This is a genomic window from Guptibacillus sedimenti (assembly GCF_028610665.1).
Taxonomy (GTDB): domain Bacteria; phylum Bacillota; class Bacilli; order Bacillales; family Guptibacillaceae; genus Guptibacillus; species Guptibacillus sedimenti.
Genome location: NZ_JAQQWV010000001.1, coordinates 530,273 through 555,978, shown reverse-complemented (window position 1 = coordinate 555,978; position 25,706 = coordinate 530,273). Strand labels below are relative to the sequence as shown.

The 25,706-nt window shown below is 42.6% G+C and carries 20 protein-coding genes; 5 read left to right on the top strand and 15 right to left on the bottom strand.

Going from position 1 to position 25,706, the window contains the following annotated elements; genetic code table 11:
• Positions 1-216 precede the first annotated feature (216 nt).
• From PQ578_RS02645 to PQ578_RS02625, 5 genes are all read right to left on the bottom strand, one after another.
• Positions 217-3,597: an SCO7613 C-terminal domain-containing membrane protein gene (locus tag PQ578_RS02645; protein ID WP_273832081.1), complete on the bottom strand. Its 3,381-nt coding sequence runs from the start codon at positions 3,595-3,597 to the stop codon at positions 217-219.
• 170 nt (positions 3,598-3,767) lie between these two features.
• Positions 3,768-5,525, bottom strand: coding sequence for an ABC transporter ATP-binding protein (locus tag PQ578_RS02640; RefSeq protein ID WP_273832080.1), 1,758 nt, complete (start codon positions 5,523-5,525; stop codon positions 3,768-3,770).
• Positions 5,500-7,236 carry an ABC transporter ATP-binding protein gene (locus tag PQ578_RS02635; protein WP_273832079.1) on the bottom strand — a complete coding sequence of 579 codons (1,737 nt, stop codon included), beginning with the start codon at positions 7,234-7,236 and terminating at the stop codon, positions 5,500-5,502. The genes PQ578_RS02640 and PQ578_RS02635 overlap by 26 nt, the downstream gene beginning before the upstream one ends.
• A gap of 138 nt (positions 7,237-7,374) precedes the next feature.
• Positions 7,375-8,337: a mannose-6-phosphate isomerase, class I gene (manA, locus tag PQ578_RS02630; protein WP_273832078.1), complete on the bottom strand. Its 963-nt coding sequence runs from the start codon at positions 8,335-8,337 to the stop codon at positions 7,375-7,377.
• Between the two features lie 10 nt (positions 8,338-8,347).
• On the bottom strand, positions 8,348-9,274 hold the full coding sequence (locus tag PQ578_RS02625) for an ROK family protein (protein WP_273832077.1): 927 nt from the start codon (positions 9,272-9,274) through the stop codon (positions 8,348-8,350).
• Positions 9,275-9,484: 210 nt separating this feature from the next.
• On the opposite strand from PQ578_RS02625, the gene PQ578_RS02620 reads away from it, so the two are divergent.
• Positions 9,485-10,075, top strand: a complete 591-nt coding sequence (locus PQ578_RS02620; protein WP_273832076.1) for a DUF5317 domain-containing protein — start codon at positions 9,485-9,487, stop codon at positions 10,073-10,075.
• Between the two features lie 178 nt (positions 10,076-10,253).
• Positions 10,254-12,083 carry a bifunctional diguanylate cyclase/phosphohydrolase gene (locus PQ578_RS02615; RefSeq protein ID WP_273832075.1) on the top strand — a complete coding sequence of 610 codons (1,830 nt, stop codon included), beginning with the start codon at positions 10,254-10,256 and terminating at the stop codon, positions 12,081-12,083.
• Positions 12,084-12,113: 30 nt separating this feature from the next.
• Here the strand turns inward: PQ578_RS02615 and xylB are convergent, their stop codons facing one another.
• From xylB to PQ578_RS02595, 4 genes are all read right to left on the bottom strand, one after another.
• Positions 12,114-13,598, bottom strand: a complete 1,485-nt coding sequence (gene xylB / locus PQ578_RS02610) for a xylulokinase (RefSeq protein ID WP_273832074.1) — start codon at positions 13,596-13,598, stop codon at positions 12,114-12,116.
• Positions 13,599-13,644: 46 nt separating this feature from the next.
• Entirely contained in the window at positions 13,645-13,803 is a 159-nt protein-coding gene (locus PQ578_RS02605; RefSeq protein ID WP_273832073.1) for a hypothetical protein, read from the bottom strand.
• Positions 13,804-14,039: 236 nt separating this feature from the next.
• Positions 14,040-14,657 carry a pyroglutamyl-peptidase I gene (gene pcp / locus PQ578_RS02600; protein WP_273832072.1) on the bottom strand — a complete coding sequence of 206 codons (618 nt, stop codon included), beginning with the start codon at positions 14,655-14,657 and terminating at the stop codon, positions 14,040-14,042.
• A 106-nt stretch (positions 14,658-14,763) separates the two neighbouring features.
• Positions 14,764-16,437 carry a sigma-54 interaction domain-containing protein gene (locus PQ578_RS02595; protein ID WP_337958000.1) on the bottom strand — a complete coding sequence of 558 codons (1,674 nt, stop codon included), beginning with the start codon at positions 16,435-16,437 and terminating at the stop codon, positions 14,764-14,766.
• A gap of 217 nt (positions 16,438-16,654) precedes the next feature.
• Between PQ578_RS02595 and ahlS the strand changes: the two genes are divergently transcribed.
• The 3 genes from ahlS (at position 16,655) to PQ578_RS02580 (ending at position 18,980) form a co-directional block, all read left to right on the top strand.
• Entirely contained in the window at positions 16,655-17,500 is an 846-nt protein-coding gene (ahlS, locus tag PQ578_RS02590; protein WP_273832071.1) for an AhlS family quorum-quenching N-acyl homoserine lactonase, read from the top strand.
• 12 nt (positions 17,501-17,512) lie between these two features.
• Positions 17,513-18,715, top strand: coding sequence for an iron-containing alcohol dehydrogenase (locus tag PQ578_RS02585; protein WP_273832070.1), 1,203 nt, complete (start codon positions 17,513-17,515; stop codon positions 18,713-18,715).
• A gap of 97 nt (positions 18,716-18,812) precedes the next feature.
• Positions 18,813-18,980: a hypothetical protein gene (locus PQ578_RS02580; RefSeq protein ID WP_273832069.1), complete on the top strand. Its 168-nt coding sequence runs from the start codon at positions 18,813-18,815 to the stop codon at positions 18,978-18,980.
• A gap of 105 nt (positions 18,981-19,085) precedes the next feature.
• Here PQ578_RS02580 and PQ578_RS02575 read toward each other — a convergent pair whose 3' ends face one another.
• The 6 genes from PQ578_RS02575 to sftI all read right to left on the bottom strand — a co-directional run bounded on the left by PQ578_RS02575 (position 19,086) and on the right by sftI (position 25,677).
• Complete coding sequence (locus PQ578_RS02575; RefSeq protein WP_273832068.1) at positions 19,086-19,994, bottom strand: AEC family transporter; 909 nt, start codon at positions 19,992-19,994, stop codon at positions 19,086-19,088.
• Between the two features lie 89 nt (positions 19,995-20,083).
• Positions 20,084-21,517, bottom strand: a complete 1,434-nt coding sequence (locus PQ578_RS02570; RefSeq protein ID WP_273832067.1) for an aldehyde dehydrogenase family protein — start codon at positions 21,515-21,517, stop codon at positions 20,084-20,086.
• A 20-nt stretch (positions 21,518-21,537) separates the two neighbouring features.
• The gene (locus tag PQ578_RS02565) at positions 21,538-22,428 is read right to left on the bottom strand and encodes a class II fructose-bisphosphate aldolase (RefSeq protein ID WP_273832066.1); all 891 of its coding nucleotides are present in this window, start codon (positions 22,426-22,428) and stop codon (positions 21,538-21,540) included.
• A 15-nt stretch (positions 22,429-22,443) separates the two neighbouring features.
• Positions 22,444-23,166 carry a GntR family transcriptional regulator gene (locus tag PQ578_RS02560; RefSeq protein ID WP_273832065.1) on the bottom strand — a complete coding sequence of 241 codons (723 nt, stop codon included), beginning with the start codon at positions 23,164-23,166 and terminating at the stop codon, positions 22,444-22,446.
• Complete coding sequence (locus PQ578_RS02555) at positions 23,156-24,319, bottom strand: diphosphate--fructose-6-phosphate 1-phosphotransferase (RefSeq protein WP_273832064.1); 1,164 nt, start codon at positions 24,317-24,319, stop codon at positions 23,156-23,158. The genes PQ578_RS02560 and PQ578_RS02555 overlap by 11 nt, the downstream gene beginning before the upstream one ends.
• Before the next feature lie 14 nt (positions 24,320-24,333).
• On the bottom strand, positions 24,334-25,677 hold the full coding sequence (gene sftI, locus PQ578_RS02550) for a sulfoquinovose isomerase (RefSeq protein ID WP_273832063.1): 1,344 nt from the start codon (positions 25,675-25,677) through the stop codon (positions 24,334-24,336).
• Positions 25,678-25,706: the final 29 nt, after the last annotated feature.

Here is a 25,706-nt window from a genome sequence, read left to right as displayed (position 1 = left end):
CCCCATTGTTATTCCCCAGTTGTGGTGGCAATGCGACCGTTGCCGCAACCCGGTAGCGATGACCCCCTCCACAGACACTTGTCCTCCCTCAGAGGACTTCCCTTATGTCATTATATATCGAACGCTCCAAACGGAATCAACTTGTTTTTATGAATAGCAAAAAAGACTGTCCGCCGAACGATGATCAACCCTCGTTCAGCGAGACAGCTTTTTCCTTTAACGCCATAGCTTCCATTTCGCTAAAAGCTGTTGTTTCTTCACTTGTAACAGTGTCTCTCCTTCTTCGTTTTTATTCTGTTTCTGCCACTCGTAGAAACTGGCTACAGAAATCAGAGTCGCGCCTGCGATTAAGAGGTAAGCCCACCACGGCATGTTGCCCCAGTAAGGCCTCGTTTGCAATAGAAGATTTAAAAGCAACACGCTACAACCGATCAGAAAGTAAGATTTGATTCGATAGAAAAAGCCTGCAAGTACTGAAGCAAGGGAAAGCCCTCCAACAATGAGCGCATCATAAATGGTATTACTACTAAGCGCATCGAATACAAGAATTGCGGCTACGACCAAAAGAACGCCCCATTCAATCATACTCATGATTTGTTTGTTTTGATCCCACGTCCGCTTTGATAAATAAATACTGACCGCAAGCCACGGTAATAGATAGACTTCCATTACAATGTATTCGTTGATTTCAAGGTGATGAAGAAGCGTGTAATACGGGACAAATAGCGAGAGTGCCGCAGCGGTTTTCATCACTTGTGTAGGAATTCCAGCTGGAACTCTTTTTATTTGTAAAAAGAAAAAAGCAACGATAAAAAGAGCTCTTAGTTCATCCGCCCAAAGAGAGGCAAGTGTTAAGTTTTGATAAAGGTTCAGCACGAATAAAAAGGCAATAACTGCATACCAATCAATATGCTTTTCATGCATTCGCTTTCCATGAAGAGAATAGAGTTTATGATGAATCAAGGATCCAGTCGTTAACAAAACAACAGCGGCTCCAACGTATACCAATGTTTGAATCTCAACAGTCTCGATTGGCAAAAGAAAAATCATCGATTGCACAAAAAGTAGCGGAACAATCGAGAACAGCTGCCAATCGGATTGATGCATGACGTAAAGAAGAAGAGCAGCATAAAAGAGACCAACAGCTAAAGGGATTAACTGAATTTCCTCGTACGTGTTGATAAAAAGAAAAAGTCCAAACACGGCAAACGGTACCGCGTACCATTTTATTCGTTCTTTCCATTTCTCACCAAGAACCAACCATAAACCAAACATAACTAAACTCGGTACAAACCCTATATACGTATACGCCTCGTTTTGCATTTCTAACGAACCAACGATCGCTATATAAAGAAAAGGAAGAACCGTAAACGCCGCATATAAAAAGGTGCGAATTTCCCATTCGATTTTCCTCCTCAGCATGGAATAAACATAGACGAAAAGCGCGATGACGTATAAAACCGGCTCGTTTTCATGCTCAGAAACGGTATAAATGAGAGCGGCGGGTAAATAAAGATGACCCAGATAGAAATAACCCCTCTGGATTACGATATCTTTTTTTCCAAGCGTATCGGCAATCAGAATCAGAAGAACTGCCCCTGGAATCCACTGAAACATTCCTTGAATAGGAAAAGCTTCCGCAATCGAAAGATAGGTTCCTAGTGTAAAAAGGCTTAGCAGTGGCCAGAGCGTCTCTTCCTTCGTACGCTTAAAAATAAGATAAAGCATCCCGACGCTACCGAGAAACAGTCCTGAGCGAACAAACAATTCATCTACCGTCGTTGTAAGCAAAAGAAGTAACGATAATCCATAAAAGCTAACACCCGTCCAAAAGGCCATCTCTTCCAATACTTCCGCATCTTTTTTTCGCCAAAAATAGTGTATCACGACGACCAAAATCGCTACGATGGCTGTATGAAATGGTAGTCCAAAGGTATTTTCATAGAAATCATTTCTCGCAAATGGAGAGTAAAGCGCGAGTAAAGCAACCCCCCAGGTGATCGGATTGAGCAATGCGCCAGTAAAGCGAAGCCATTTCCACTTCCCTTTTTGATAGATTGATAAATACAAAAAGCCAAGTACGAGTAATAAGCTACTTTCCAACCACCATCGACCGCTAACGAGTCCAAGTAAAAGCGACAAAAGGATGGGGCCAAACGAAATAAAGAGTGCTCCCGTCTGCATTCTTTTCGTTACATCCCACTCATTCCAATAGAAACCACCTGCATATAAGAGGAACCCTGTTGCAAACATATGAAGCATCACCGTTTCAGTTGAGGGCTCCGTGTACAATAAGCTCATCGAATAAAGTCCAGCTGCAGCAAGAAATAATGGCGCCAAAAATCCAAAGATCCGGTAACGCGTTACATTCGCAAGAGCGATATAATTGATGCTAATGATCACATAACCGAGCACAAGAAGCCATGACGGATCATCATAACGTAAGATTAATCCTTTATACGTAATAAAGATAAAGGCGCAGAGCGATACGACGCCACTCGTTAACTGAAACGCTTTTTTCATATTTTGAAGACGATCGACCGACTGTAGTCCAATAAAAATAAACCCTACAAGCGCATAAAGCATGACGTCCGCCGACTCAAAGACAGAATGCTCGATTAGCTGATAGATTCCATATATGAGCAAAAACGTAAACACAAAATGATAGTCTTTTTGTCTGCCAATATAGATCATGGCAAGATACAGAAATGCCGTCACAATGACATTGAAACTATAAAAAACTTCGCTTTCGTAAAAGAACAGCAGGAGCAAGGTTGAGAGAATGAGATTCCCCTGCGCATAAATCGGAAGTTCTTTCGTGAAAAGAACGAGGTGCTCAAACTTTTTTGCACTTGTATAAAAGAGCAGGAGCAGTCCATTAAAGATTACAATTCCAAGATAAAACAAATCCACTGTCGGCTGAAATACTTGAATAAAGAAAGCCACGCCGATGCTCAACGTTACAAATGAAAACCAAACAAATAACCGTGAGTGCTGACGGTTCGCTTGGATGAAATAAAGCGGTAAACAAAGGAAGACACCAATCAAACCAAGTACTTCATTTCCCGCGCCGCTGACGGATAGCCATCCGCCAAAGAGCTGAAAGTATCCTGCTGAAAAAACAACGATCGGAAGAAAAAGACTTCCTAGAACTAAAAATGAAAAAGCCGTTTTTTCGATACGGAGCTTATGACCACTCAGCCAGCTGATACCAAAAAACACAGCTGCAATTCCTCCAATAAGAGCGGTCTTCATAATCGATGTCATCACATCCCACGTACTTGTGGCAAGAACAAGTGCCCCCAGTAGCAAAAACACAACGCCAATAATTAAGATCCACGTTAAATTTCGATCCCTAAGCTCCTGCGTGGATTTCACTTTCTTCTCTTTTACTGGCGCTGGCTTAGCTGGAACCCTTTCTGGTGGAGCAAGGACTTCTTCTTGCTCTATCGGTGCGTCAAGTACTTCAATAGAAGGATGAATCATTTTTTCATAAGCGTTAGACACGACCTCAAAAGTTTGATCAGTGATGTAATTTTTTGACCTGAGCCGTCTTAGCTCAAGAAGAAACAACTCTTCCCTTTCTTGCTCATTCACGTTCCACACCTCCAGCTATTAGCAACATTTTCCTTATTTTCTTCTTGTACTTAGTTTACTCATACTCATTTCTCCCTTGCAATATGATTTCTGTAATCTGGTGTATCTTCGCAAAAAAAGCGACTGTCCACCTGTGGTGGACAATCGCTTTTTTTTGTCTTTGGAGGGGGTCAGGTTCCGACCTGACCCCACAAATAACCTTTTTTCTCTAACAATTCTTCATGCGTGCCTTTTTCAATAATCTTCCCTTGATCGAGGGCGATAATTTGATCCGCTCGTTGGATCGTATTCAATCGGTGCGCGATAATGAAGCTTGTACGCCCCTCCATTAAAGCCCATAGTGCTTTTTGAATTTGAATTTCTGTTCGTGTATCAATGCTGCTCGTTGCTTCATCAAGAATCAAAATCGCAGGATCGGCAAGTACTGCTCTTGCGATGGAAAGAAGCTGTCTTTGACCGAAACTAATCCCTCCCCCGTCTTGATTCAGCACTGTATCATATCCTTCTGATAAACGTGAAATAAACGTGTGCGCATTGGCTACTCGCGCTGCTTCTTCTACTTCTTCATCTGTTGCATCCAGGCGTCCATAGCGAATGTTTTCGCGAACGGTTCCGTTAAACAAAAAGGTATCTTGAAGAACAAAACCCATGTTTTGTCTCAGACTTTCCCGCTTCACATTCGTAACGTCGTGATCATCAACTTCAATTGTGCCCTCATTCAGTTCGTAGAAGCGCATAAGCAAGTTCACGATCGTTGTTTTCCCTGCTCCGGTTGGGCCAATAATCGCAACCGATTCCCCTGCTTTTGCTTCAAACGAGAGATTCGTAAGCGTCGCACCATCTTTTTCATAACCAAACGATACGTTCCGAAACACCACTTTCCCTTTCACCTGTTGGAGTGACACCGCATCCCCTTCATCTGGACGCTCTTCTTTTTCATCCAAAATGGTAAAGACGCGCTCCGCACCAGCTACAGCGGATAGTATCGTATTAAATTGGTTTGCCAGATCATTTAACGGTCTTGTGAAAAGACGCGAATACTGAATGAACGCTACAATGACACCGATTGAAACCAAACCTTTAAGTGACAGCAAACCACCAGCCGCCGCAATCAGCAAGAAACTGACATTATTCAGTACGTTCATCAATTTCGGAATAAACCCTGAATACGTCATTGCCCAGAATCCCGATGTTCGTAGCGCTTCATTTTTTTCATCCAATTGCGTTAAGACACGTTTTTCTTGAGAAAAAGATTTAATAATTTGCTGTCCTGATAGCGTCTCCTCAATGACGCTATTCATTTCTCCAAGGTTTCGCTGCTGTTCTTTAAAATAATGCCCCGTTCGATTCGTAATCCATTTCATCCCGAGAAACATAAGGGGAATGATCGTGAACGTGATTAACGTTAAAAGCGGACTTAACCATAACATTAGCCCTATTGTACCAATCAAAGTAAGTACACTAGAGAAGATCTGGATGACCGAACTATTTAACGTACGACTAACATTTTCAATATCGTTTGTTAGTCGGCTCATAAGTTCACCATGCGTTTTCTTATCAAAAAAAGGAATGGGAAGGCGATGAAGATGATGAAACAAATCTTTTCTCATGCGATAAACCGTTTTCTGTGCAATGCCGATCATCCAGAAGTTCTGAAAAAAGGTGGCTGCTGATTGCAACACATAGACGGATACAAGCAAACCTAGAATCAACGGCAGACCTTCTAGCTTTCCTGGCACAAGATAGTTATCAATCGCCACGCTTGTTAAATAAGGACCAAGCAAACTAAATCCTGAACTAAACACGACCATCACAATGACAAGAAAAAGCCAGCCTTTTTGGATGGATAAATAGCGCCAAATTCGCGCAACCGTCCCCTTCAGATCATCCGGTCGTTTTCGTTTAGAGGGTTTTTTGTTTGAGCTCATGGGCCGCCTCCTCTCCGTACTGAGAAATGTAGATCTCGCGATAAACATCACTTTTTTCAAGAAGATGATCATGGGTTCCTTCTCCGATAATTGCTCCATCTTCGAGAAGAATGATCTTATCTGCTTCTTTAATCGAACTGATTTTCTGAGCAATTAATAAAATCATACTTTCCTGATCCTTAAGTGCTTGTTGCAACTGTGCCTCAGTATTCAGATCAAGCGCACTTGTACTGTCATCGAGAATTAATATCTCCGGATTTCGAATGAGAGCTCTGGCAATGGATAAACGCTGTTTCTGTCCTCCAGAAAGGTTGATTCCTTTTTGTCCAAGAACCGTATCGTATTGATTTGGAAGCGTCAGAATAAACGAATGAATTTGAGCTGCTTTAGCCGCTCTTTCCACTTCTTCTCTGCTTGCATCCTCTTTTCCCCAGCGAATATTATCACCAATGGTGCCACTAAAAAGAACCACTTCTTGCGGAACAACGCCAATTCGACTTCTGAGTTCATCCAGGTGAATGGCTGTTTCGTTAACACCATTGAATAAAACGTTTCCTTCAGTCGGTTCATACAACCTTGGAATTAACTGAATCATCGAAGATTTTCCAGATCCCGTGGCTCCCATCACCCCAATCAACTGACCTTTTTCTGCTGTGAAACTAAGATCGCTGAGAACATCTTCTTCTGAATTAGGATAGCGGAAGCTCACGTGCTGAAATTCAAGCTTTTCTAATGGAGCTGGCTTAATGCCTGATTCTTTTTCAACATACGTCTCTGTCTGCAACACTTCCTGCATCCGATAAGCAGAAGCTCTTGCTCGTGAGAGAAGCATAAGAATAAATGAAAACATTGTAAGCGCCACTGTAATCCGCGTCCCATATGTAATGATTGCTGAAATTTCACCAACCTGCGCTGTGCCAGCAACAACTTTCACGCCCCCAAACCAGAGCACAGCAACAATCGCAACATTCATAAGAATTAAGAGAACCGGCGTAGCAAGTTCAATTAGACGAAGTGACGTTACCGTTTGACTCATTAAGTTTTCATTGACCTGCTTAAATCTCTGCTGTTCATGCTTACTTCGAAGGTAAGCTTTAATAAGTCTCACGCCGACTAAATTTTCTCTCATCACGCCGTTAACCCGGTCTAGCTTTTCCTGAACTGAGCTGAAAAGTGGAACTCCTTTTTTCATGACAAAATAAAGAAAGACAATGATGAGTGGAATCGCAGCGGTTAATAGAAGAGCGAGCTGAACATCTACAACAAAAGCCATAACGACACCACCAACGACAAGCAATGGGGCACGGACCATGATGCGAAGGCCCATAAAAACGACAAGTTGCACCTGATTGACATCGTTCGTTAGCCTTGTTAACAGAGATGATGTTGGAAAGCGATTAAAATCTGCAAAAGCAAACGATTGTACTTTTTCAAAAAGCGCTTTTCGTAAATCAAATCCAAAATGCTGACTGACGTAAGAAGCAAGATAGGTGTTAATAATTGAGGCGACAAAAGAAATAACGGTAAGAACGATCATCCAAATCCCTAATTCAGTAATCACACTCAGGTTTTCTTTTGCAATTCCGTTATCAATAATATCTGCCATGAACAGTGGCAACCAGAGCTCGACGGCCAATTCAACAAGCATTAAAAGGGCCGCTACAATCGCCGCCACTTTGTAAGGTTTAATAAAGGTTACTACTTTTCGCATGGCATCCTCCCTCATTGTCCTTCCTTTTCTCTTATTTTTACATTATACAGGATATTTAGGGGCTCGAACAAAAATGAGCTTTTTCACAAAAAGGTGAAAAATAACAAAAGCCAGCTCACATCCTGAGCTGGCTACAACCTATGCTTTTTTGCTTTTTGAAACGATCATTTCAAGATCGCCTTCTAATTTACAGGCTTTCATGGTTGCCGGGATGATCAGATGATCGCCCTGCTTCACAGCATGCGAAGATTCGCTAGATGCAATCACGCCTTCTCCACTTAGCACACTTACAAGCAAATAACCGTGCTCTTCCCGAAAAGAATACTCCCCATCAAGTTCCCACTTGTACACTGTGAAATATTTCGAAGATACAAGCTCTACCTGCTTCAATCCGTCTTCTTCTGTTACAACAGGTGAAAATGGCGGATCTTCATGTGGGATCGTCGATACGTCAATCGAACGTTCAATATGAAGCTCGCGTGTATTTCCATTCGCATCGGTTCGATCATAATCATACACGCGGTACGTTGTATCTGAACTTTGCTGCGTTTCAAGAATCATCGTTCCTGCACCGATCGCATGGATGGTTCCACTTGGTACAAAATAAAATTCACCTGGTTCAATTGAAATGCGGCGCAGCAAGTTATCCCAATCCCCAGCTGCAATCATCTCTTTGAACGATTCTTTTGACTGAGCGTGATGGCCAAAAATTAATTCAGATCCCGGATCGCAATCAATGATATACCAGCATTCTGTTTTTCCATAAGCCTCTCCCTCGACTTCTCTCGCATACGAATCATCAGGGTGAACTTGAACGGAAAGATCCTGATCAGCATCGAGAATTTTAACTAAAAGTGGAAAGTGTTCGCCCTCTTCATGACCAAATAGTTCACGATGACTTTCCCAAACCTCATTTAATTTCATTCCAGCAAGCGGACCATTACGCACCTCACTTGCGCCATTTTGGTGAGCTGAAATCCCCCAGCATTCACCAGTCGTTTCAGTTGGAATCGTATACCCAAAAACATCTCGTAGCTTCGTTCCACCCCAAAGACGATCCTTAAATTCGGGTGTTAGAAAAAGTGGTTCGTATTGATACATATTCTTCCTCCTACTCTCTTTTTAGCTTCGCATCATCAAATTTCTGCCGTCCATGCATCGCCGCCCCAATAATGCCAGCTTTATCATGCAGCTGAACCGGTTCAATCGCGATTTTTCCACGAAGTCCTTCATACACATAAGCATCGACTTTTTTTCGTAACATCGGTAAAATCATGTCTTTTGCCTGCATCACGCCGCCACCAAGAATAAACATTGAAGGATCAACAGTATGAACAAGATTCGCGATTCCGATCGCAAGTGCATCCACTGCTTCATCAATAATCTTGAGCGCTTCCTCATTTTCTTCTTTAGCAAGTTGAAACACATCTTCTGCTCCTAAAGTTTTGCCAAGTCGCGCCTGTGCTTCTCGTGCAATCGAAGTACCTGAAGCAAGCGCTTCAAGGGATCCAGCGTTCATATTCGCATGCTTCTGACCACCAGGCTGAATAATCATATTACCAATCTCCGCGCTATAACCATGTTCGCCTTGCATGAGGCGATTATTTTGCACGTAGCCGCCGCCAACCCCTGTGCTAACTGTTATGTAAAAAGTGCTTTCTAGACCCTTTCCCCCGCCATATAATGCTTCACCAAGCGCAGCGGCATCAGCGTCATTGACGAGATACGTCGGGATGCCGATTGCTTCTTCAATCATTGCGGTAATCGGCACATCTTTCCATCCAGGGAGATTAGGTGGGGACACCACGATTCCATCAAATGGATTTAAAGGTCCTGGTGAACCAATCCCAATGGAAACCGCTGAATACGCTTTTTTCACTTCTTTTATTAAATTGGTCATTCGCTCAATAATCAATTCGTAACCCTGATCGGCTTCTGTCGCTATTTGTTTCACTTGCAAAATTCGTCCGTTCTCATCGACAATCCCTACACGAAGATTTGTCCCACCAAGGTCTACTCCGATATATACGTTTTCCATTTCTCTACCTCCCTATCATTCTTTCTTATATCCTACCACGAATCCTTTTGTAAGAAGGAATTGAACGAAAAATGTGAAAAAATCTCCAAGTTTTCTTATGAAAGGACAAATAAATTTTAAAGCGATTATTGTCATTTTTAAGAAAATTCTTCCTAATCATCCACCCCTCTGCTAAACTAATAATAAAATGACACAAATCGGGTGACTTCAATGGTTTTTGACGGCATTTTACTAGCAATTCTTGTCGGATACTTAAGAAAAGGAAGTATAAAAGGCTTTGCTTATCTCTCGTTTCGAGCTGGGTGGATCTTTCCATTGCTGCTTGTCATTGAGGTGCTTATCTTTTCCTTTCAATCTACCTACGCATGGATTGGAAAACTAAGCGCACCGCTCTTTATGCTGATTTACATCGTCGGACTAACATTTCTTTGGTTAAATCGAAAAATGAACATTGGGATCATGGTTCTTTTCATCGGTGTGCTATTAAATTTCATCGTAATGGCTCTAAACGGAGGAAGAATGCCTGTATCTCTCGAATCAGCGAATATTCTTGATCCTGCTTATGCAGAAGCTATCAAAAATGGTCTTTATGGAAAACATGCTGTGCTGACCGATCGCACTGCCCTCTGGTTTCTCGGTGACGTGATTCCAATTACGGACCCTTATCCAAAAGATCAAGTCATTAGTATTGGTGACGTTATCATGAATATTGGTATTTTTATTTTCATCCAGCGCGTTATGGTTAAGACCAAACATCCAGATACCCTCATCCAAACGCCAGCGCCTCAAAAAGGGACTTGAAAGGAGGTGGACATTAATGGAACGGAAAGAGGGAATTAAGCTAACAGGCATACTTATGAATATTGCAATTATTACTACTGCTGTTATCGCACTAACTTCTGGATTTAAATTGGTTTAATCACAAAGGAGAGGCGCTGCTTCTCCTAAAAAACTAAATTTAAATGAGAGTGATCGAGACATGAAGGGCATCTTTCAGAAATTAACCAATGTTGTAAGCGTATATCTTGCACTCGTTTCTATCGTAGGAAGTTCACTCTTCCTCACTCAGTACTTACTGACATTTCATTCAATTAACTGGAGTCTGGCCTTCACGTTCGTAGCGGCAATCTTATTATTGAATCATTATACGATTCTGTTGCCACCAAGCGGTAACTCGTTATCGATGGATTCAGCGATCTACCTGGCAGTCCTATTTGTATTCGGTCTCCACATGACGCTATCCCTTTTGATTGTCACTTCGATCATCTATGCTTTATACAACAAAAACGTTGTCTGGTGGAAACACCTATTTAACTTTGCGATTTATAGCATCATGATCATCGGTGCATATGAAGTTTTTATACTCTCCGGTGAATTAAGCGGCATGCTAACATTCTTCAACGTGGCCTCTTATATGTTTTCTCTGGTCGTGTACTTTAGTTTGAATGTGCTCTTAATCGGAGTTTTCTTCCTTTTATCCGCATCAGAAAACTTATATCAAATTGTGCAAGGTATGTTGAAAGAAACGATATCAAGTTATTTCATTACGCTTGGTCTTTCCTTGATTCTCGTTTTATTAATGCAACAACAGGTCATTCTTGGCATGTTATTGTTTTTATCCGTAGCTGTCGTGCTATCCGTTTCGTTTAAACAGTATTTTGAACTTTATCAAGAAGTTTCACAGAAAGCAGATATCGATCACCTCACTGAACTATACAATCACGGTTATTTCAAGTCACTTTTAGAGGGTGAAATAAAAACCGCAAAAGCCACAGGACAGCCTTTATCCATCGGTTTAATCGATCTTGATGATTTCAAAAAATACAATGATCAGCACGGTCATTTACAGGGCGACAGACTGTTAAAACACTTCGGTGCCGAACTAAAAAGGAATGCGAAAGACGTGTTTACAGCCGCTCGATATGGTGGAGAAGAATTTGCGCTATTAATGCCGGGAAAAACAGAACGGGAAGCGTATCACATCATCAACCATCTTCGAAAAGAAGTAAACGACCACTATTTTGAAGGTGTTGAAGTTCTTCCACACGGCTGCTTATCTTTCTCAGCGGGCGTTATTCAATACAATCGGGACATGTATGATTCGTCGGAAGTTCTTGAGAAGGCAGATCAAGCGATGTATTTTTCTAAAACCAAAGGGAAAAACAACGTTTGTATTTATGATGCGAATCACGTTCTTTCCAAAACGTTTTACAACCATAAAGAAATGGAACTTCTAGAGCAACAATTGAAAATTTTTCTATCCAAAGATGTTTATACGTACAAACATAGTAAACGAGTTCATGAGTATGCAATTGAGTTCAGCAATCATTTGAATTTGAATGCAAATGATCAGAAAACCCTCGTAATGGGTGCCTTAATTCACGATATCGGGAAGCTTGAAATTCCTCGTGAAATTATCAACAAAAAAGGCAAGCTGACGAAAGACGAATGGGAAATGGTTCAGAAGCACGTTACCTGGGGCAGAGAAATTGTGTCGACAAATCGCCAACTCCACGACCTCCTCCCGCTCGTCGAACTGCACCACGAACGTTTTGATGGAAAAGGTTATCCTTATGGATTAAGCGGTAAAGAGCTTCCAAAACTTGTACGCATGTTAACGATTATTGATTCGTTTGATGCCATGACAACCGAACGTCCTTACCAAAAAACAAAATCGATCAGCGAAGCGATGGATGAGCTAGAAAAATGTGCAGGTACTCAGTTTGATCCCGAACTCGTCCATGAATTTATCAAAGTCATTAGTGAGAATCCTGCTCTTAATGAAAATCCGATTCAAATTACGATTTAAATAAGCGAATGCCGAGGCATTCGCTTATGTTTATTGTCGATAAGAGGTTAACTCTTCACTTAACTCCTTCGTATTTGTATAGACCGATTGATAGATTGGAAACAGTCTACGATAGGCCTCTGCTCTCTCCTTATTCGGAGTAAATCGTTCTTTCTCTTTTAAGAATCTCTCACTGCAAGATTCGAGAGTCGGAAACCAACCGCATCCATACGCTGCGAGCATAGCAGCTCCAAGGGCAGGGCCTTCTTCTGTCTCATATTTAATAATGGTCGCATCAAAAATATCTGCCTGCATTTGAAGCCAGCCTCTGTTTTTTGCACCGCCACCAATCGAGACAATTTCATCAATCCGCTTTCCGCTCTCTCGAAACTTCACAATCGACTCATACATCGAAAACGTGATGCCTTCTAATATAGCTTTCACAAAATGAGAGCGCGCATGGAACGTATCCATCCCAATGAAACTCCCGCGTATCGCAGCATCAGCATGCGGCGTTCGTTCTCCCGCTAAATACGGAGTAAACAACAGCCCGTTTGCACCAGGTGGAATTTCATTGATAGAAGAAAGTAATTCTTCAAATGAAACATCTTCAGCAAATTGTTCTCGGAACCAGCTTAAGCTTTGCCCGGCAGAAAGCGTCACCCCCATCGTATAATAAGCATCTGGTTGACTATGATTAAAATAGTGAACGTTCCCCTCAAACTCCAGGTTCGCGCTTTCTTCGTATGACAAAATCACACCAGAAGTGCCAATACTACATAGGGTTCGCCCATTTTTTAAAACCCCTGCTCCAACTGCGCCACATGCATTATCTGCTCCTCCTGCATACACTTTCACACCATCAAGCCCACGCACAAGATCTTTCTTCACTTTACCAGTCTGTTCGGAAGATTCGACTAATGGCGGGCAAAGTGAAAGGTTGATTCCCGTTTTTTCAGCTACTTCTTTACTCCATGCTTTTTCTCGTATGTTTAATAGGAGCGTACCAGCTGCATCTGAGTAATCCATATGTAGGTCGCCTGTTAATTTGAAGCGCACATAATCTTTTGGCAGTAGAAAGACTTCCGCTTCTTTATAAACATCAGGTTCATTTTCCTTCACCCATAATAACTTTGAAAGAGTCATGCCTTCAAGGGATGGATTTTTCGTAATTTCATAGAGTCTCTTTTCTCCGACTCGTTTCTCAATCGTTCGACACTGTTTCGTAGAACGCGTATCATTCCATAGAATCGCTCGACGAAGCGGCTTCTTTTTTGCATCGAGTATAACGAGCCCGTGCATTTGCCCTGAAAAGCTAATACCTTCAACCATAGAAGAAGGAAGTTGATACATTAAATCCCGAAGTGCAGCAATCGTCTCATTGACCCAGTCCTCAGGATCTTGTTCACTATAGCCAAACTTCGGATGATAGAGTGGATAGCTCCTTGAAGATTCAGCACATATTTTTCCCTCTTGATCAACCGCAATTACTTTCACTGCACTTGTTCCAAGATCAATTCCAATTACATAACTCAAAAGAAGGAGCTCCTTTCAAATCAAATTTTTAGAAATGTGGAGTCCATTACCACATCGGCTCGTCACAATCCGTAACATGATAAAAAAACGGTAAAATACCGATCGTAACAACTGCCATTGCAAGCTCAACCGGCAAAATAATCGAGAGCGAAACGTCAAATGCAAGCATCGGTAGCCAGAGTACCGCAGCACTACTCGGAATCACAGCCAGGTTATTCCTTGTGCTGCGAGTAGGGTACTGGTTACTTCCACAAGACGGACAGCAATCGTATTTTTAAAAATTAACGACAGCGCGAAAGGTTTCTTTCCATGTCCATTTTGTTTGACATTGCTGACAGATAGCCATCTTTAACCCCCCTACTCTTTATACGAGTAGCGTTTATAATGGGTTTCAAATTGGAAAAAAGCTGACCGAATGGGCTCAGCTTTTTGAGAATAATATTAGTTTTGTACATCCTCTTCTAGAGCGTAAATCATAATTTTAATGGCATCTCGAATACTCGTAAACGGAAAACCGGTGTGTGCCGAATGATGAAGCGTCATCTCAAAAGTAGGTGGCACATGAACAAATCCTGCAGGAATCGTAAGGTCTTTTTGTTCAAGCGCATACAGCACGCTATACATGACGTTATTACAAAGGTAGGTTCCAGCCGTATTGGAAATTTCGGCAGGGATACCATTTTGCATGAGTGCGTCCGTCATTTTTTTAATGGGAAGCGTGGAAAAATAAGCGGCCGGACCTCCCTCAACAATCGGTTGGTCTTCAGGGGCGTGTCCCGCGTTATCTTCTACACTATCATTCACGTTAATCGCAATACGTTCTGGTGTGATTTTCGTCCGATCCGCAGCGAGTCCAAGCATAATCACTGCAACAGGATCACACTGTTCAACATACTCAATCAGCATTTCTGCCGCGCGTTCATAATCGACAGGCAGCACGCGTGAAATAATTTCAAACCCACCAATCGTTTCTTCATCCAATTCCATCACAATCTGCTCGGTTGGGTTATGACGATGCTCAAGAAAAGGTTCAAATCCAGTTAACAATAAAGGCCTCACACCACTCTCCCCTTTCGCTTCATATAAGAAATGATAAAGATACGTTATTCTATACCTTTCTATTACCATATTCCAATGGATTTAACCTAGAAATTTTAGTAATTTTTTACCACTTCTTCATTTTCTTCACTAGTGTCGAATGATCGATCCCCAATTCTTTTGCAGCCGAGCGAATAGAGGGGTGTTTCTGAAGAGCATCTTTGATGATACGCTTTTCAAAGTTTTCAACACGTTCTTTTAATGTAAGTGGTTCACTACCTTTGATACGAGAATCGGTGATATGTACTGGTAAGTGGTGTGGCTCTATCGAAATGGCAGGAACGGAAACCACAAGATTCTCGATCATATTTTTTAGTTCTCGCACATTACCAGGCCAACTGTAGGCCAACAAAGCAAGATGCGTTTCCTTCGTCAATCTTTTTTCTATATGATACTTTGTGCAGTAATAAGAAAAGTAATGATCCACTAATACTTCAATGTCAGGGACGCGCTTACCCAGGGGAGGGATTAAAATCTCAATCACCTGAAGCCTGTAATATAGATCCTCTCTGAAGGAACCGTTCTGAATTTCTTCTAACAACTTTTTATTAGTAGCCGATATGATTCGAATATCAAGCTTGATCGGCTGACTTCCTCCAATACGATAAAACTCACCATCTTGTAAAACACGTAGCATTTTCACTTGAAGAGAAAGAGGCATTTCTCCTACTTCATCTAGCATAACAGTGCCACCCTGTGCTAATTCAAGCAATCCAAACTTTCCATCTTTACGGGCTCCTGTAAAAGCACCTGACTCATAGCCAAATAACTCTGACTCTAGTAAGTGTTCAGGGATAGCACCACAGTTTACTTTTATAAATGCCATATCCTTTCGGTCACTTTCATAATGAATTAAATTTGCTACTACTTCTTTCCCTACTCCTGATTCTCCTGACAGTAAAATACTTGTTGGATACGGTGCGATTCTTTTAACTTTTTCATATATTTCGTACATCTCTTTGCTCCGAAAAATAATTTTCTCAGAGATTCCTTCTACCTGAAGAGAATAGCGATTTTGGTTCAATGCCGAAAACGTTCTGGCTCGGTCAAGCTCTGATCGTAAACTATTTAATTGCGTGATGTCCCTTACGCTCGTTACAACTAACTCAATCTCATGATTTTCATTAAAAACGGGGCTACCCGTAACAATAACATCCTTTTTATCGCTTATTTTTTGTAGTAATGATATACGCTTTTTTTCTTTTAACACAAGTAATGACACTGACTGATCAATATAACCGCCATCTATTAATTCATTCATATGCCGACCGATTAGCTGTGACCTTTGAAAACCAGTTATCTCTTCGTAAGCGGAGTTAACATAGATCGTAACACCTTCTTGATCTACAACATATAATCCATCTGTAGAAAACTCGATAATTGACTCAAACTGGCGAAGCAAGTCACGATAATGTTTCACTTCTGTAATATCTTGTATGACACTAATGACACCGACTAGCTCCTCATTTTTATAGAGCGGCGTTCGATTAACCACACATTCTCTATCGAACAATTCAAGTCGTTCACCTATTAAACTATGTCCACTTTCAAGAACTTCTTTCACTCTAGTATTCGGAACGATTTTTTGGACATCTGCTCCTTCCCAGTTATGGATACGTAGAAGGGATTGTGCCGATTTATTCATATATCTAATTCTTTCATTATGATCAACCATCACAATACCATTGTGTAAGGAAGAAAAAATTTCTTCCCACCCTGCTGTCTTCATTATACTAAGCAAAAGCCTTCCCCCATTTCCGGTGAAATTCTTCAACACTTGGTGAAATCTACCACCACTCAACTATTCACTGTTATACCCTAAATACCTGCAAAATGGTGAAAAAAGCAACCTCTCTTCAACACGCTTTATAAAGAATCGCTCTATGACAAGCTTCTAAAAATGGCATCAAACTTGCAATAAGAATAAGTAATCACAATTAATATGAGGAGGAATACACATGAACTTTATTAATCAACATCCGAAGCTGTATGTGATGGATAATGGTCGCATGAGTATGGATAAAAACTGGATGATCGCTATGCATAATCCAGCAACAGTAACGAACCCCAATGCCCAAACAGAATTTGTAGAATTCCCAATTTACACCGTTTTGATTGACCATCCTGCTGGTAAAATTCTTTTTGATACGGCGTGTAACCCAAATTCAATGGGTCCTGAAGGACGTTGGACAGAAGCGACACAACAAACCTTCCCTTATCAAGCAAGTGAAGAATGTTATTTGCATAATCGTTTGGAACAATTAAACGTACGCCCCGAAGACATTAAATTTGTAGTCGCTTCTCACCTTCATCTCGATCACGCTGGATGTCTTGAAATGTTTACAAACGCAACCATCATTGTTCATGAAGACGAATTAAATGGAACTCTTCAGTCTTATGCTCGAAACCAGAAAGAAGGCGCCTATATATGGGCAGATATCGATGCGTGGATCAAAAACAATCTTCAATGGCAAACCATTAAGCGAAATGAGGATAATGTGCAGCTTGCAGATGGAATAAAAGTCTTAAATTTCGGAAGTGGACATGCATGGGGAATGATCGGTTTGCACGTCCAAATGCCCGAAACTGGTGGAATTATTCTTGCCTCAGATGCCGTCTATACAGCCGGAAGTTTTGGCCCCCCTATTAAACCACCTGGCATCATTTATGATTCACTAGGTTATGCGGCTTCAGTTGAAAAAATCCGTCGACTAGCTAAGGAGACAAATAGTCAAGTATGGTTTGGTCATGACTCAAATCAATTTAATCATTTCCGCAAATCAACAGAAGGTTATTACGAATAAAGGAGGCCAAATATGTCTTTTTCAAAACTTGTTTTCACACCACTCAGTTACACCGGCTGGGGGTCACTTGAACAGCTTCTACCTGAAGTAGAGAAGCACTCGCCCCAGCGTATCCTAGTTGTGACTGATCCTGTTTTAGAAGAGATCGGTCTCGTTGACCGAATTCGTGTACCGCTAGAACAGACCGGATATACGGTCGACATTTATACCGACATAGTTCCAGAACCGCCGCTCGCTATTGGTGAAAAACTTGTGAATTATACGAGAGAAAATGAGTATGATCTCGTTATCGGCCTTGGAGGAGGAAGTGCATTAGATCTCGCCAAATTAACAGCCGTTTTATCGGCACATGAAGGTTCTGCTAGTGATTATCTCAATTTATCAGGAAACAGAGAGATTTCAGAAAAAGGTCTACCCAAAATATTAATTCCAACAACCGCAGGTACTGGATCTGAAGTAACCAACATTGCAGTTCTATCTCTTGAAAGCTCAAAAGATGTCGTTACACACGACTATCTTCTCGCAGATGCAGCAATTGTTGATCCAGAACTAACCATTTCCGTTCCGGCAAAGGTTACCGCGGCAACAGGTGTTGATGCCCTTACCCATGCGATTGAAGCTTACGTCTCGGTCAACGCAAGTCCGACGACGGATGGACTTGCTTTACAAGCAATCCGGCTAATTAGCCGCTCCATTAGACGTGCTGTTACGAATGGAGAAGATCGGGAAGCACGTATCGATATGAGTAACGGAAGCTATATGGCCGGTCTTGCTTTTTTTAATGCAGGAGTGGCAGGCGTCCATGCACTCGCCTATCCTCTTGGCGGTCAGTTTCACATTGCACATGGAGATTCCAATGCGGTGTTGCTTCCATATGTGATGGGATATATTCGAAAAAGCTGTACAAAGCGAATGGGAGACATTTTGAACGCGCTCGGTGGTAATTCTCAATTTCTTTCAGAAGAGGAAGCTTCCTATGAATGCGTTCGCCAATTAGAAAGACTCGTTCAAGATGTCGGCATTCCAAGTACACTTAGCGGGTTTGATATTCCAAGTTCAGCACTTGAATCACTCACTGAAGACGGTCTGAAACAGAAAAGACTCCTTGCCAGAAGCCCGCTTCCTCTTTACGAAGCCGATATTCGTGCGATCTATCAATCTGCTTTCGATGGGAAGGTTGTAGAAGCGTCATTTGCCAATATTCAGCACCCTTAAAATCAATCATGAAAGCCCGCTACGTTAGCGGGCTTTCATGATTGATAACCCTATTGTTAGGGAACATCACTTAAAACGGAAATAGGTGGTGTCATACTTGGGTTACTTCTTATTACTTATTCTTTCTCTTGCGATCATGATCTTTCTTATCAGAGTTCCGCTAACCGATCACTTTCCTCCAGCGATTCGCAAAATGGGCGTGATCTTCCTTGCGTTAATCTCGCTTGTCTTTCTTGCCTTATTAATTGCTTCATTTATAGGATGATCAAAAGGCGAAAGTGTCCGCTCAACGTGGACACTTTCGCCTTTTTGTTTGTAAGAGGGGTCAAGCTCGAGCCTGACCCCTCTTACACCCTCTCACTGACCCAGCTCACACAAACGTCGTCGCTAAATAAATCACGACCGGCACTGTAGCTAAACTCGACACAGTAGAAACGAGCGTTGCGCTCGAAACGTTTTGAGGTTCCGTATGAAACTGAATCGCATACATCGTCGTATTGGCGGCCGTTGGAGTTGCGGCCATAATGATCATAATTTGCTTCGTCAATGGATCAACAGGCATAAATACAACAATTCCAGCAGCAATAAGCGGCGCAATCATTAATTTAAGCGATAACGCCGTTGACAGCTTTCGCCAATCAATCGCACGCAACCGTATATTGGCAAGTTGCATGCCGAGCGTCACCATAATAACGGGAATCGCTGCGTCCGCTATCAAATCAACGCCATCACGGATCGTTCCGAGCGGAATATGAAACCATTGAAAGATAAGACCAACAATGGCACCGTAAACCATTGGCATTTTTCGAACCGCTCTAAGCGATGATTTTATCCCGTCATGATCCGGACTTCCTTTTGCCGCATAATAGACGCCAAGCGTACTCATTAACAACTGCTGTAGCACCATTAACACAATCGCCGTTTCCATCCCGACCGTTCCAAATAGAAACAGGACAAGCGGAGTGCCATAATTTCCGTTATTCATAAATGCGCTCGACAAAACCAAACCGCACCGTTCTGATTCGGTATAGCCGTATATTTTCGATAAAATGCTGACAAGCCCAATCAGTGCAAAGCACAAACCAAGCATGTAGATCGATAAATACCCGTAGGACGAATCAATTTCTTGTTCATAGAACGTTCGAAAAACAAGAAGCGGCACGAGCACATATAACGCGAGATTCGAGAGTACTCTCGTCTCTAATTTTAAAAAGCGCTGCGCAAGATACCCGACGCCAAATACGAAAAAGATCGGTAGCAGTATGGTTATGATCGACATCTTCATTCTCCTTCAGCTTCTAAAAGCAATAGCGTCCTATTAGAGGATGAAAAGGGAACCGATTCGATTTATCGGCCCCCTTTCTACTCTCATCCGTTAAAAACGATAATTTTTTCTTCAGTCATTTCTTCAATCGCATAGCGTGGACCTTCTTTGCCCGTTCCACTTTTCTTCACGCCACCGTATGGCATATGATCAACACGATAGCCTGACGTATCATTAATGATGAGTCCACCTACATGAACCTCATTGATCGCTTTTAACGTAAAAGCGAGGTCATTCGTAAAGAGTCCAGCTTGAAGACCATACTCTGAATCATTCACTCTCGCAATCACGTCATCTGTTGAACGGTACGTACTTACCGCTACGACCGGACCAAAGACTTCTTGACGACAAACCTTCATATCATCATTCACATTCGTGAGAATCGTAGGTTGATAGAAAACGCCATCTCGTTTTCCACCCGTTTCAATCACAGCTCCCTGATCAACTGCTTCTTGTACCCAGCTCTCAACGCGAATCGCTTCACGTTCAGCAATCATCGGGCCGATATCAGTCGCCGCGTCCATTGGGTCACCTAAAACAAGTCCTTCTGTTACTTCCTTCATTTTTGCAAGAAACGGCTCATAAATATCTTCGTGTACATAGACGCGTTGGACTGAAATACAAACCTGGCCAGCATTATTAAAACTTTTTTGCGCTGACTGCGTTGCCGCTGTTTCAACGTCGGCATCATGATGCACAATCGTTGCTGAATTGTTTCCAAGCTCTAACGCTACTTTTCGCAATCCTGCTTTTTCGCGAATATGCTGCCCTACGCGCGGGCTTCCGGTGAAGGTAAACATGTTCACATCTTGGTTCGAAAGAAGCCACTCGCCTACCGTTGCTCCCTCTCCTGTAATCAGGTTCAGGCGTCCTGCTGGAAGTCCCGCTTCTTCAAATATTTCCGTTAAAAGAATCGCACAAACCGGCGTCACTTCAGCTGGTTTTAATACCACGCTATTGCCTGCTGCAAGTGCAGGGCCAATTTTGTGGCAAACAAGATTCAGTGGTACGTTAAATGGCGTGATTGCTGCAACAACACCGATTGGGAAGCGTCTTGTATAGGCCTGACGCTGTTCAGATCCAGGCGCAGCTTCAACCGGAATACCTTCGCCGTGAATTCGCTTAGCTTCTTCTGCCGAAACTTCTAATGTTAAAGCAGCTCGACCTACTTCACCTTTACACTCCGCTAAAGGCTTTCCAACTTCCTTCGCAAGCACTTCTCCAAGCTCATCTTGACGAGCTCGAAGTGTCGCGGCTGCCTTAATCAAAACAGTGTATCGATCGTAAGGCGAAAAAGGAGATTTTAGAGCCGTTTTAGCAGCTTGCACCGCATCGGTTACATCTTTTTCATCAGCTGAAGCTGTTTTGGCTGCCACTTCTTGGGTATATTTATTTAGCACGTCATCTGTTGCTGTTTTTTCTCGCCATTCACCATTAATATATAATCCATATGTTCGTACTGAAGTTTGTGTAGCCACGTTAACATCATCCTCCTTTTTTATAACGTTACGACCTTTTTACCTGATAAAAGTTCTTCTGCTTTTCCCCCGCTACCAAATACGCGAATCTTTTCCTGTACTTTTTCTTTCATGCGTAAGCGACCGAGACCAAGTGAACTAGCGAGCACAATATCATCCGGGTTTTCTTCAAAAGCTTCTTGAACGCCTCTTGTAAATGCCTGACGAAGCTCTGTGTCCACATTGATTTTCGCAATACCTAGTGAGATCGCTCTTTGCACCTGCTCATCCGGCACATCGGATCCGCCGTGTAGGACAACTGGACGCTTGACTGCATCAACAATTTCTTTTAACCGCTCAAAGCGAAGGTTAGGCGTTTCTTTATAAATTCCGTGTGCTGTTCCAATCGATACGGCTAGGTAATCCACATCTGTTGCTTCTACGAAAGCGACGGCTTCTTCTGTTGTTGTAATCAGCGCATCCTTTTCATCAACCGTAATGTCATCTTCCGTGCCACCGATTTTACCGATTTCTCCTTCTGATCCAATCCCAAGTGCTCTTGCAATTTCGACCACTTTTTTCGTGGTTGCCGTGTTTTCTTCAAAAGATAAACCAGACCCATCAAACATGACGGATTGGAAGCCCATTTGCACAGCTTGCATCGTTTGCTCAAACTGACGGCTGTGGTCAAGATGAATAGCGACTGGAACATCAAATTCTTTTTCATACGTATCGATCAACCCTTTTAATGCTTCCATACCAAGTGTTTGAATTACTTTCTGCCCCACTTGTATCATAATAGGTGCCTTTTCCTCTGCAGCTGCTTCAAAAATCGCTAGCACCGTTTCCGCATTATGTGCGCTAAATGCCCCTACCCCATATCCATTTTGAAAAGCATGATCCAGCATTGTTTTTCCGTTAATAAATGGCATCATCATTTCTCCCTTCTATCGCTTCAATTCAATATTGTAATGGTACTGATCACTTCGATATTTCGTTTTTGTATATTCGATTGGATGGTCATTCAACCCATAGCTGAGACGCGTCATTTCAAGTAACGCTTCACCCGGCCGAATCGCCAATGAATCCGCTTCATCGATCGTGGCGTTAATCGCGGCAATTCGCTCTTTTGCTTTGTTTAAATAAACCTGATAGTTTTCTAGAATTTCATAGTATTTCGCTTTATTTAAATCATGCCGCATAAGTATCTTTCCAATTGACTCTGGCCAGCACGTTCGTTCAAGGGCAACAGGCGTCTCATCCGCAAACCGTATGCGTTCAACGAGAAGAATCGGAGCTCCTTCAGCCACTTGAAGCATTTCACTTTCATGAAAAAGGTTTTCCTTAAATTCAGCTCGTATCAGTTTGGATGAAGGAACCTGCCCTTTTTCCATTACTTCTTCCGCAAAACCTTTTAACTGCCCAAGGTTACCTACCAATTGATGTGGCTTTACGATCGTGCCATGGCCCTGTTTCTTTTCAAGCAAACCATTTTGAACGAGAATCGCAATTGCTTGCCGAATCGTCGTCCGACTAACACCAAATTCTTTGATGAGCGCTTGCTCTGTTGGAATGATCGTATTTGGTTTCCAGGTTCCACTCTGAATGCGGTCGATCAGAACATCTTTTATTTGAAGATAAAGCGCCTCTCCGTTCTGATTAATCGACATACATTTCAGTCCTTTGTAATGGCGGTGGGTACGACCTAATATCTTCACCGATAAGCGGTTTTAGCCAATGATAATATGCTTTCTGATCTTCAATGAACACCTCAGGCATCACTCGTTCTCCAGCAGCCACCACGTTTTGAAGTTCAATCGGGGTCATCCTTACTGAATAGCGATGGTGAGCATCCCGTTGGATGGAGACCATCACATTTGAAACCCCTTCACGAATCCATTCGCCTCCAACGCTCCCCACACGATAAGCTTCTTCTCGATCAACGTCGGAAACGACTTCAGAAAAACTTCGCTGATTCATGCCTAAAAGTTCAGCTCTTGTCATGACGCTTAACTCACTTTTTAAAAAGCTAGCTATCTCATTGGAAATCCCGCCAAGCACTGTTCTACCAGCGACGTTTCCTCTCGCTACTTGACCCGTCTTTCCAAAACAAACGCCTTCACTCACAACGACCGTGGCATACCCAAACCGATTCAATGCGGTGTTTACATTTTCAAGAAGCTTTTCTGCTTGAATTGGCCGCTCTGGAATACCAATAAAATGCGGCCCTTCTTCTTCATACTCCTTAAGAAGCCCAGATGCCGCAGCCAGCCACCCTGCATTTCTTCCCATTGTTTCAAGTACACGAACCTTTTCAAAATTCTGCATGGAGGCGAGGTCGCGGCTCATATCTCGCGTCGCCTGAGCGACATATCGAGCCGAACTTCCAAAGCCAGGGGCATGATCTGTACCACCGAGATCGTTATCCACCGTTTTGGGAAGTCCGATTACTTGAAGGGAAAAATTTTGCCTCTTCGCTTCCAATTCTACTTTCGCCAGCGCCTCCATCGTACCGTTACCACCGATAAAAACAAGCACATCAACTCCCTGCTCACGTAGCAAGCGCACACCTTTTTCAATATGCTCATCTGTTAGTGGAAACCGACCTGATCCAAGACACGCCCCAGGTACGTCTCGATGAAGATGAATGCGACTTAGCATCTCATCATCACCGTCTAAATACATACCATGCGCTAATCCTTCATAACCATTTTGTATAAAAAGCAGAGAATGATCGCGTTCGATCTCTTTCACAAACCCTGCGAGGGTAGCATTTATTACGGCCGTAGGTCCCCCGGCCTGACCAATAGCGACCTTTTTCATGCAACTGTCTCCCTTCAGTTCTTTGTATAGATCGTCGTCTTCAGACCAAGCTGCTTTCCAAGTTCAACGAGCTCATCGGCTACATCATCATAAATAATGGCATAGTGTGGTTCGAAACCTTCTTCCATTAATCCATATAACGTGTCATTGATTTCAGTTTCTAGTTCCACTTCAACAGACGTTCCATTGAAGCGCTGAGGCGTATCGAGTGCGTTTCCTCGCATCACAAGCAAACGATATCCTTCTGGCGTATAGCCAACGCGAAACATCGTCACGCGACCTGGTTTTAATCCAAATTCCATCGTAAAGCCGAGCTTTCGGTTTGGATGAACGCCTGGGCGTGCACCTTGATCAGGATGGGCGAGCGAATAAGCGCCAGCACCGCAATGCCAGAACACAACCGAATTACTTGCTTCATTCACGTGAACCATATCTCCAAGATACGGCGCACTTCCTGTTAGCTGTTGCAAAATAAACATCGATACCGATCCATGAATATCTGACTCACACGATGATACAACTCCGTCCTCTGTAAACTGAGAAAGGGTTGAGCATGCCGCAGCGCCAAGCTCATTGAAAAAGTCCGGCCAGCAGCGAATCGCAAGCGCTGATACGTCTTCTGCATCAATTTGTTCCTGCACATACGTCGTAAACTGAGCAAATCGCTGTACCGTTTCTTCATTCCGATTTAGCCCAATCACCTGTTGCTCTGCTCGTTCAATCGCGCCTTCCCATTTTTCACGAGGTAGCTTGACGCATTCCTCAAACGCTTTGTTTAAATCAAAGTTTTTCACCGTCACGCCAAGCTGTTTTTGAAGCGCTTCTTCATCCGTTCCTGAGAAGAAAAAACCTGGTGGGTGTTCCCCAATCACCCCAATCGTAAGACCTTTCAGATCTTCAATTACCTTTTGCACTTTGAGTTGAACTTTAATTCTCTTTTGTACCTGCGCTTCATCACCATTCCCAAACACAAAGCTAAATGGGTGGTTCGCACACCGAAGTACATGACTTGTGCTGTTTCCGCCTGTTAAGGAATTTAAGCGAAGTCTTCCTCCAACACTTGGCTCACGTACGGACCAGACGATCACTGGCGCTTCCACTTTTTTAATTAACGCTTCAACAAATTCCCCATCTGCAAACGTGACGCTCTGATAGATACTTGCAATGATATCTTCGCTGTTAACGTTTTCAAGAAAAGTCTCAAGATCTTCAGGAGACGTAATGATTTCCTCTGGTTCAATCACGTTCTCGGTCACGCTATGCAGAAATTCTGAACTTTTCTTTCGCTGTAGCTCTCCAGCTTCTAGATCAAACGTCTTTCTCCCAATTGGTACGTATAGAATGCTCGTTTTCGGCACGATTGGTCACAACCTTTCTCTTCCATTTG

Bases quoted from the DNA above. Each gene is read 5' to 3' on its own strand.
- ahlS (WP_273832071.1), top strand. From the start codon at position 16,655: ATGAACTTTATTAATCAACATCCGAAGCTGTATGTGATGGATAATGGT.
- PQ578_RS02615 (WP_273832075.1), top strand. From the start codon at position 10,254: ATGAAGGGCATCTTTCAGAAATTAACCAATGTTGTAAGCGTATATCTT.
- PQ578_RS02635 (WP_273832079.1), bottom strand. From the start codon at position 7,236: ATGCGAAAAGTAGTAACCTTTATTAAACCTTACAAAGTGGCGGCGATT.
- PQ578_RS02555 (WP_273832064.1), bottom strand. From the start codon at position 24,319: ATGAAAAAGGTCGCTATTGGTCAGGCCGGGGGACCTACGGCCGTAATA.
- manA (WP_273832078.1), bottom strand. From the start codon at position 8,337: ATGTATCAATACGAACCACTTTTTCTAACACCCGAATTTAAGGATCGT.
- PQ578_RS02560 (WP_273832065.1), bottom strand. From the start codon at position 23,166: ATGTCGATTAATCAGAACGGAGAGGCGCTTTATCTTCAAATAAAAGAT.
- PQ578_RS02575 (WP_273832068.1), bottom strand. From the start codon at position 19,994: ATGTCGATCATAACCATACTGCTACCGATCTTTTTCGTATTTGGCGTC.
- PQ578_RS02585 (WP_273832070.1), top strand. From the start codon at position 17,513: ATGTCTTTTTCAAAACTTGTTTTCACACCACTCAGTTACACCGGCTGG.
- PQ578_RS02565 (WP_273832066.1), bottom strand. From the start codon at position 22,428: ATGCCATTTATTAACGGAAAAACAATGCTGGATCATGCTTTTCAAAAT.
- PQ578_RS02620 (WP_273832076.1), top strand. From the start codon at position 9,485: ATGGTTTTTGACGGCATTTTACTAGCAATTCTTGTCGGATACTTAAGA.
- PQ578_RS02625 (WP_273832077.1), bottom strand. From the start codon at position 9,274: ATGGAAAACGTATATATCGGAGTAGACCTTGGTGGGACAAATCTTCGT.
- PQ578_RS02640 (WP_273832080.1), bottom strand. From the start codon at position 5,525: ATGAGCTCAAACAAAAAACCCTCTAAACGAAAACGACCGGATGATCTG.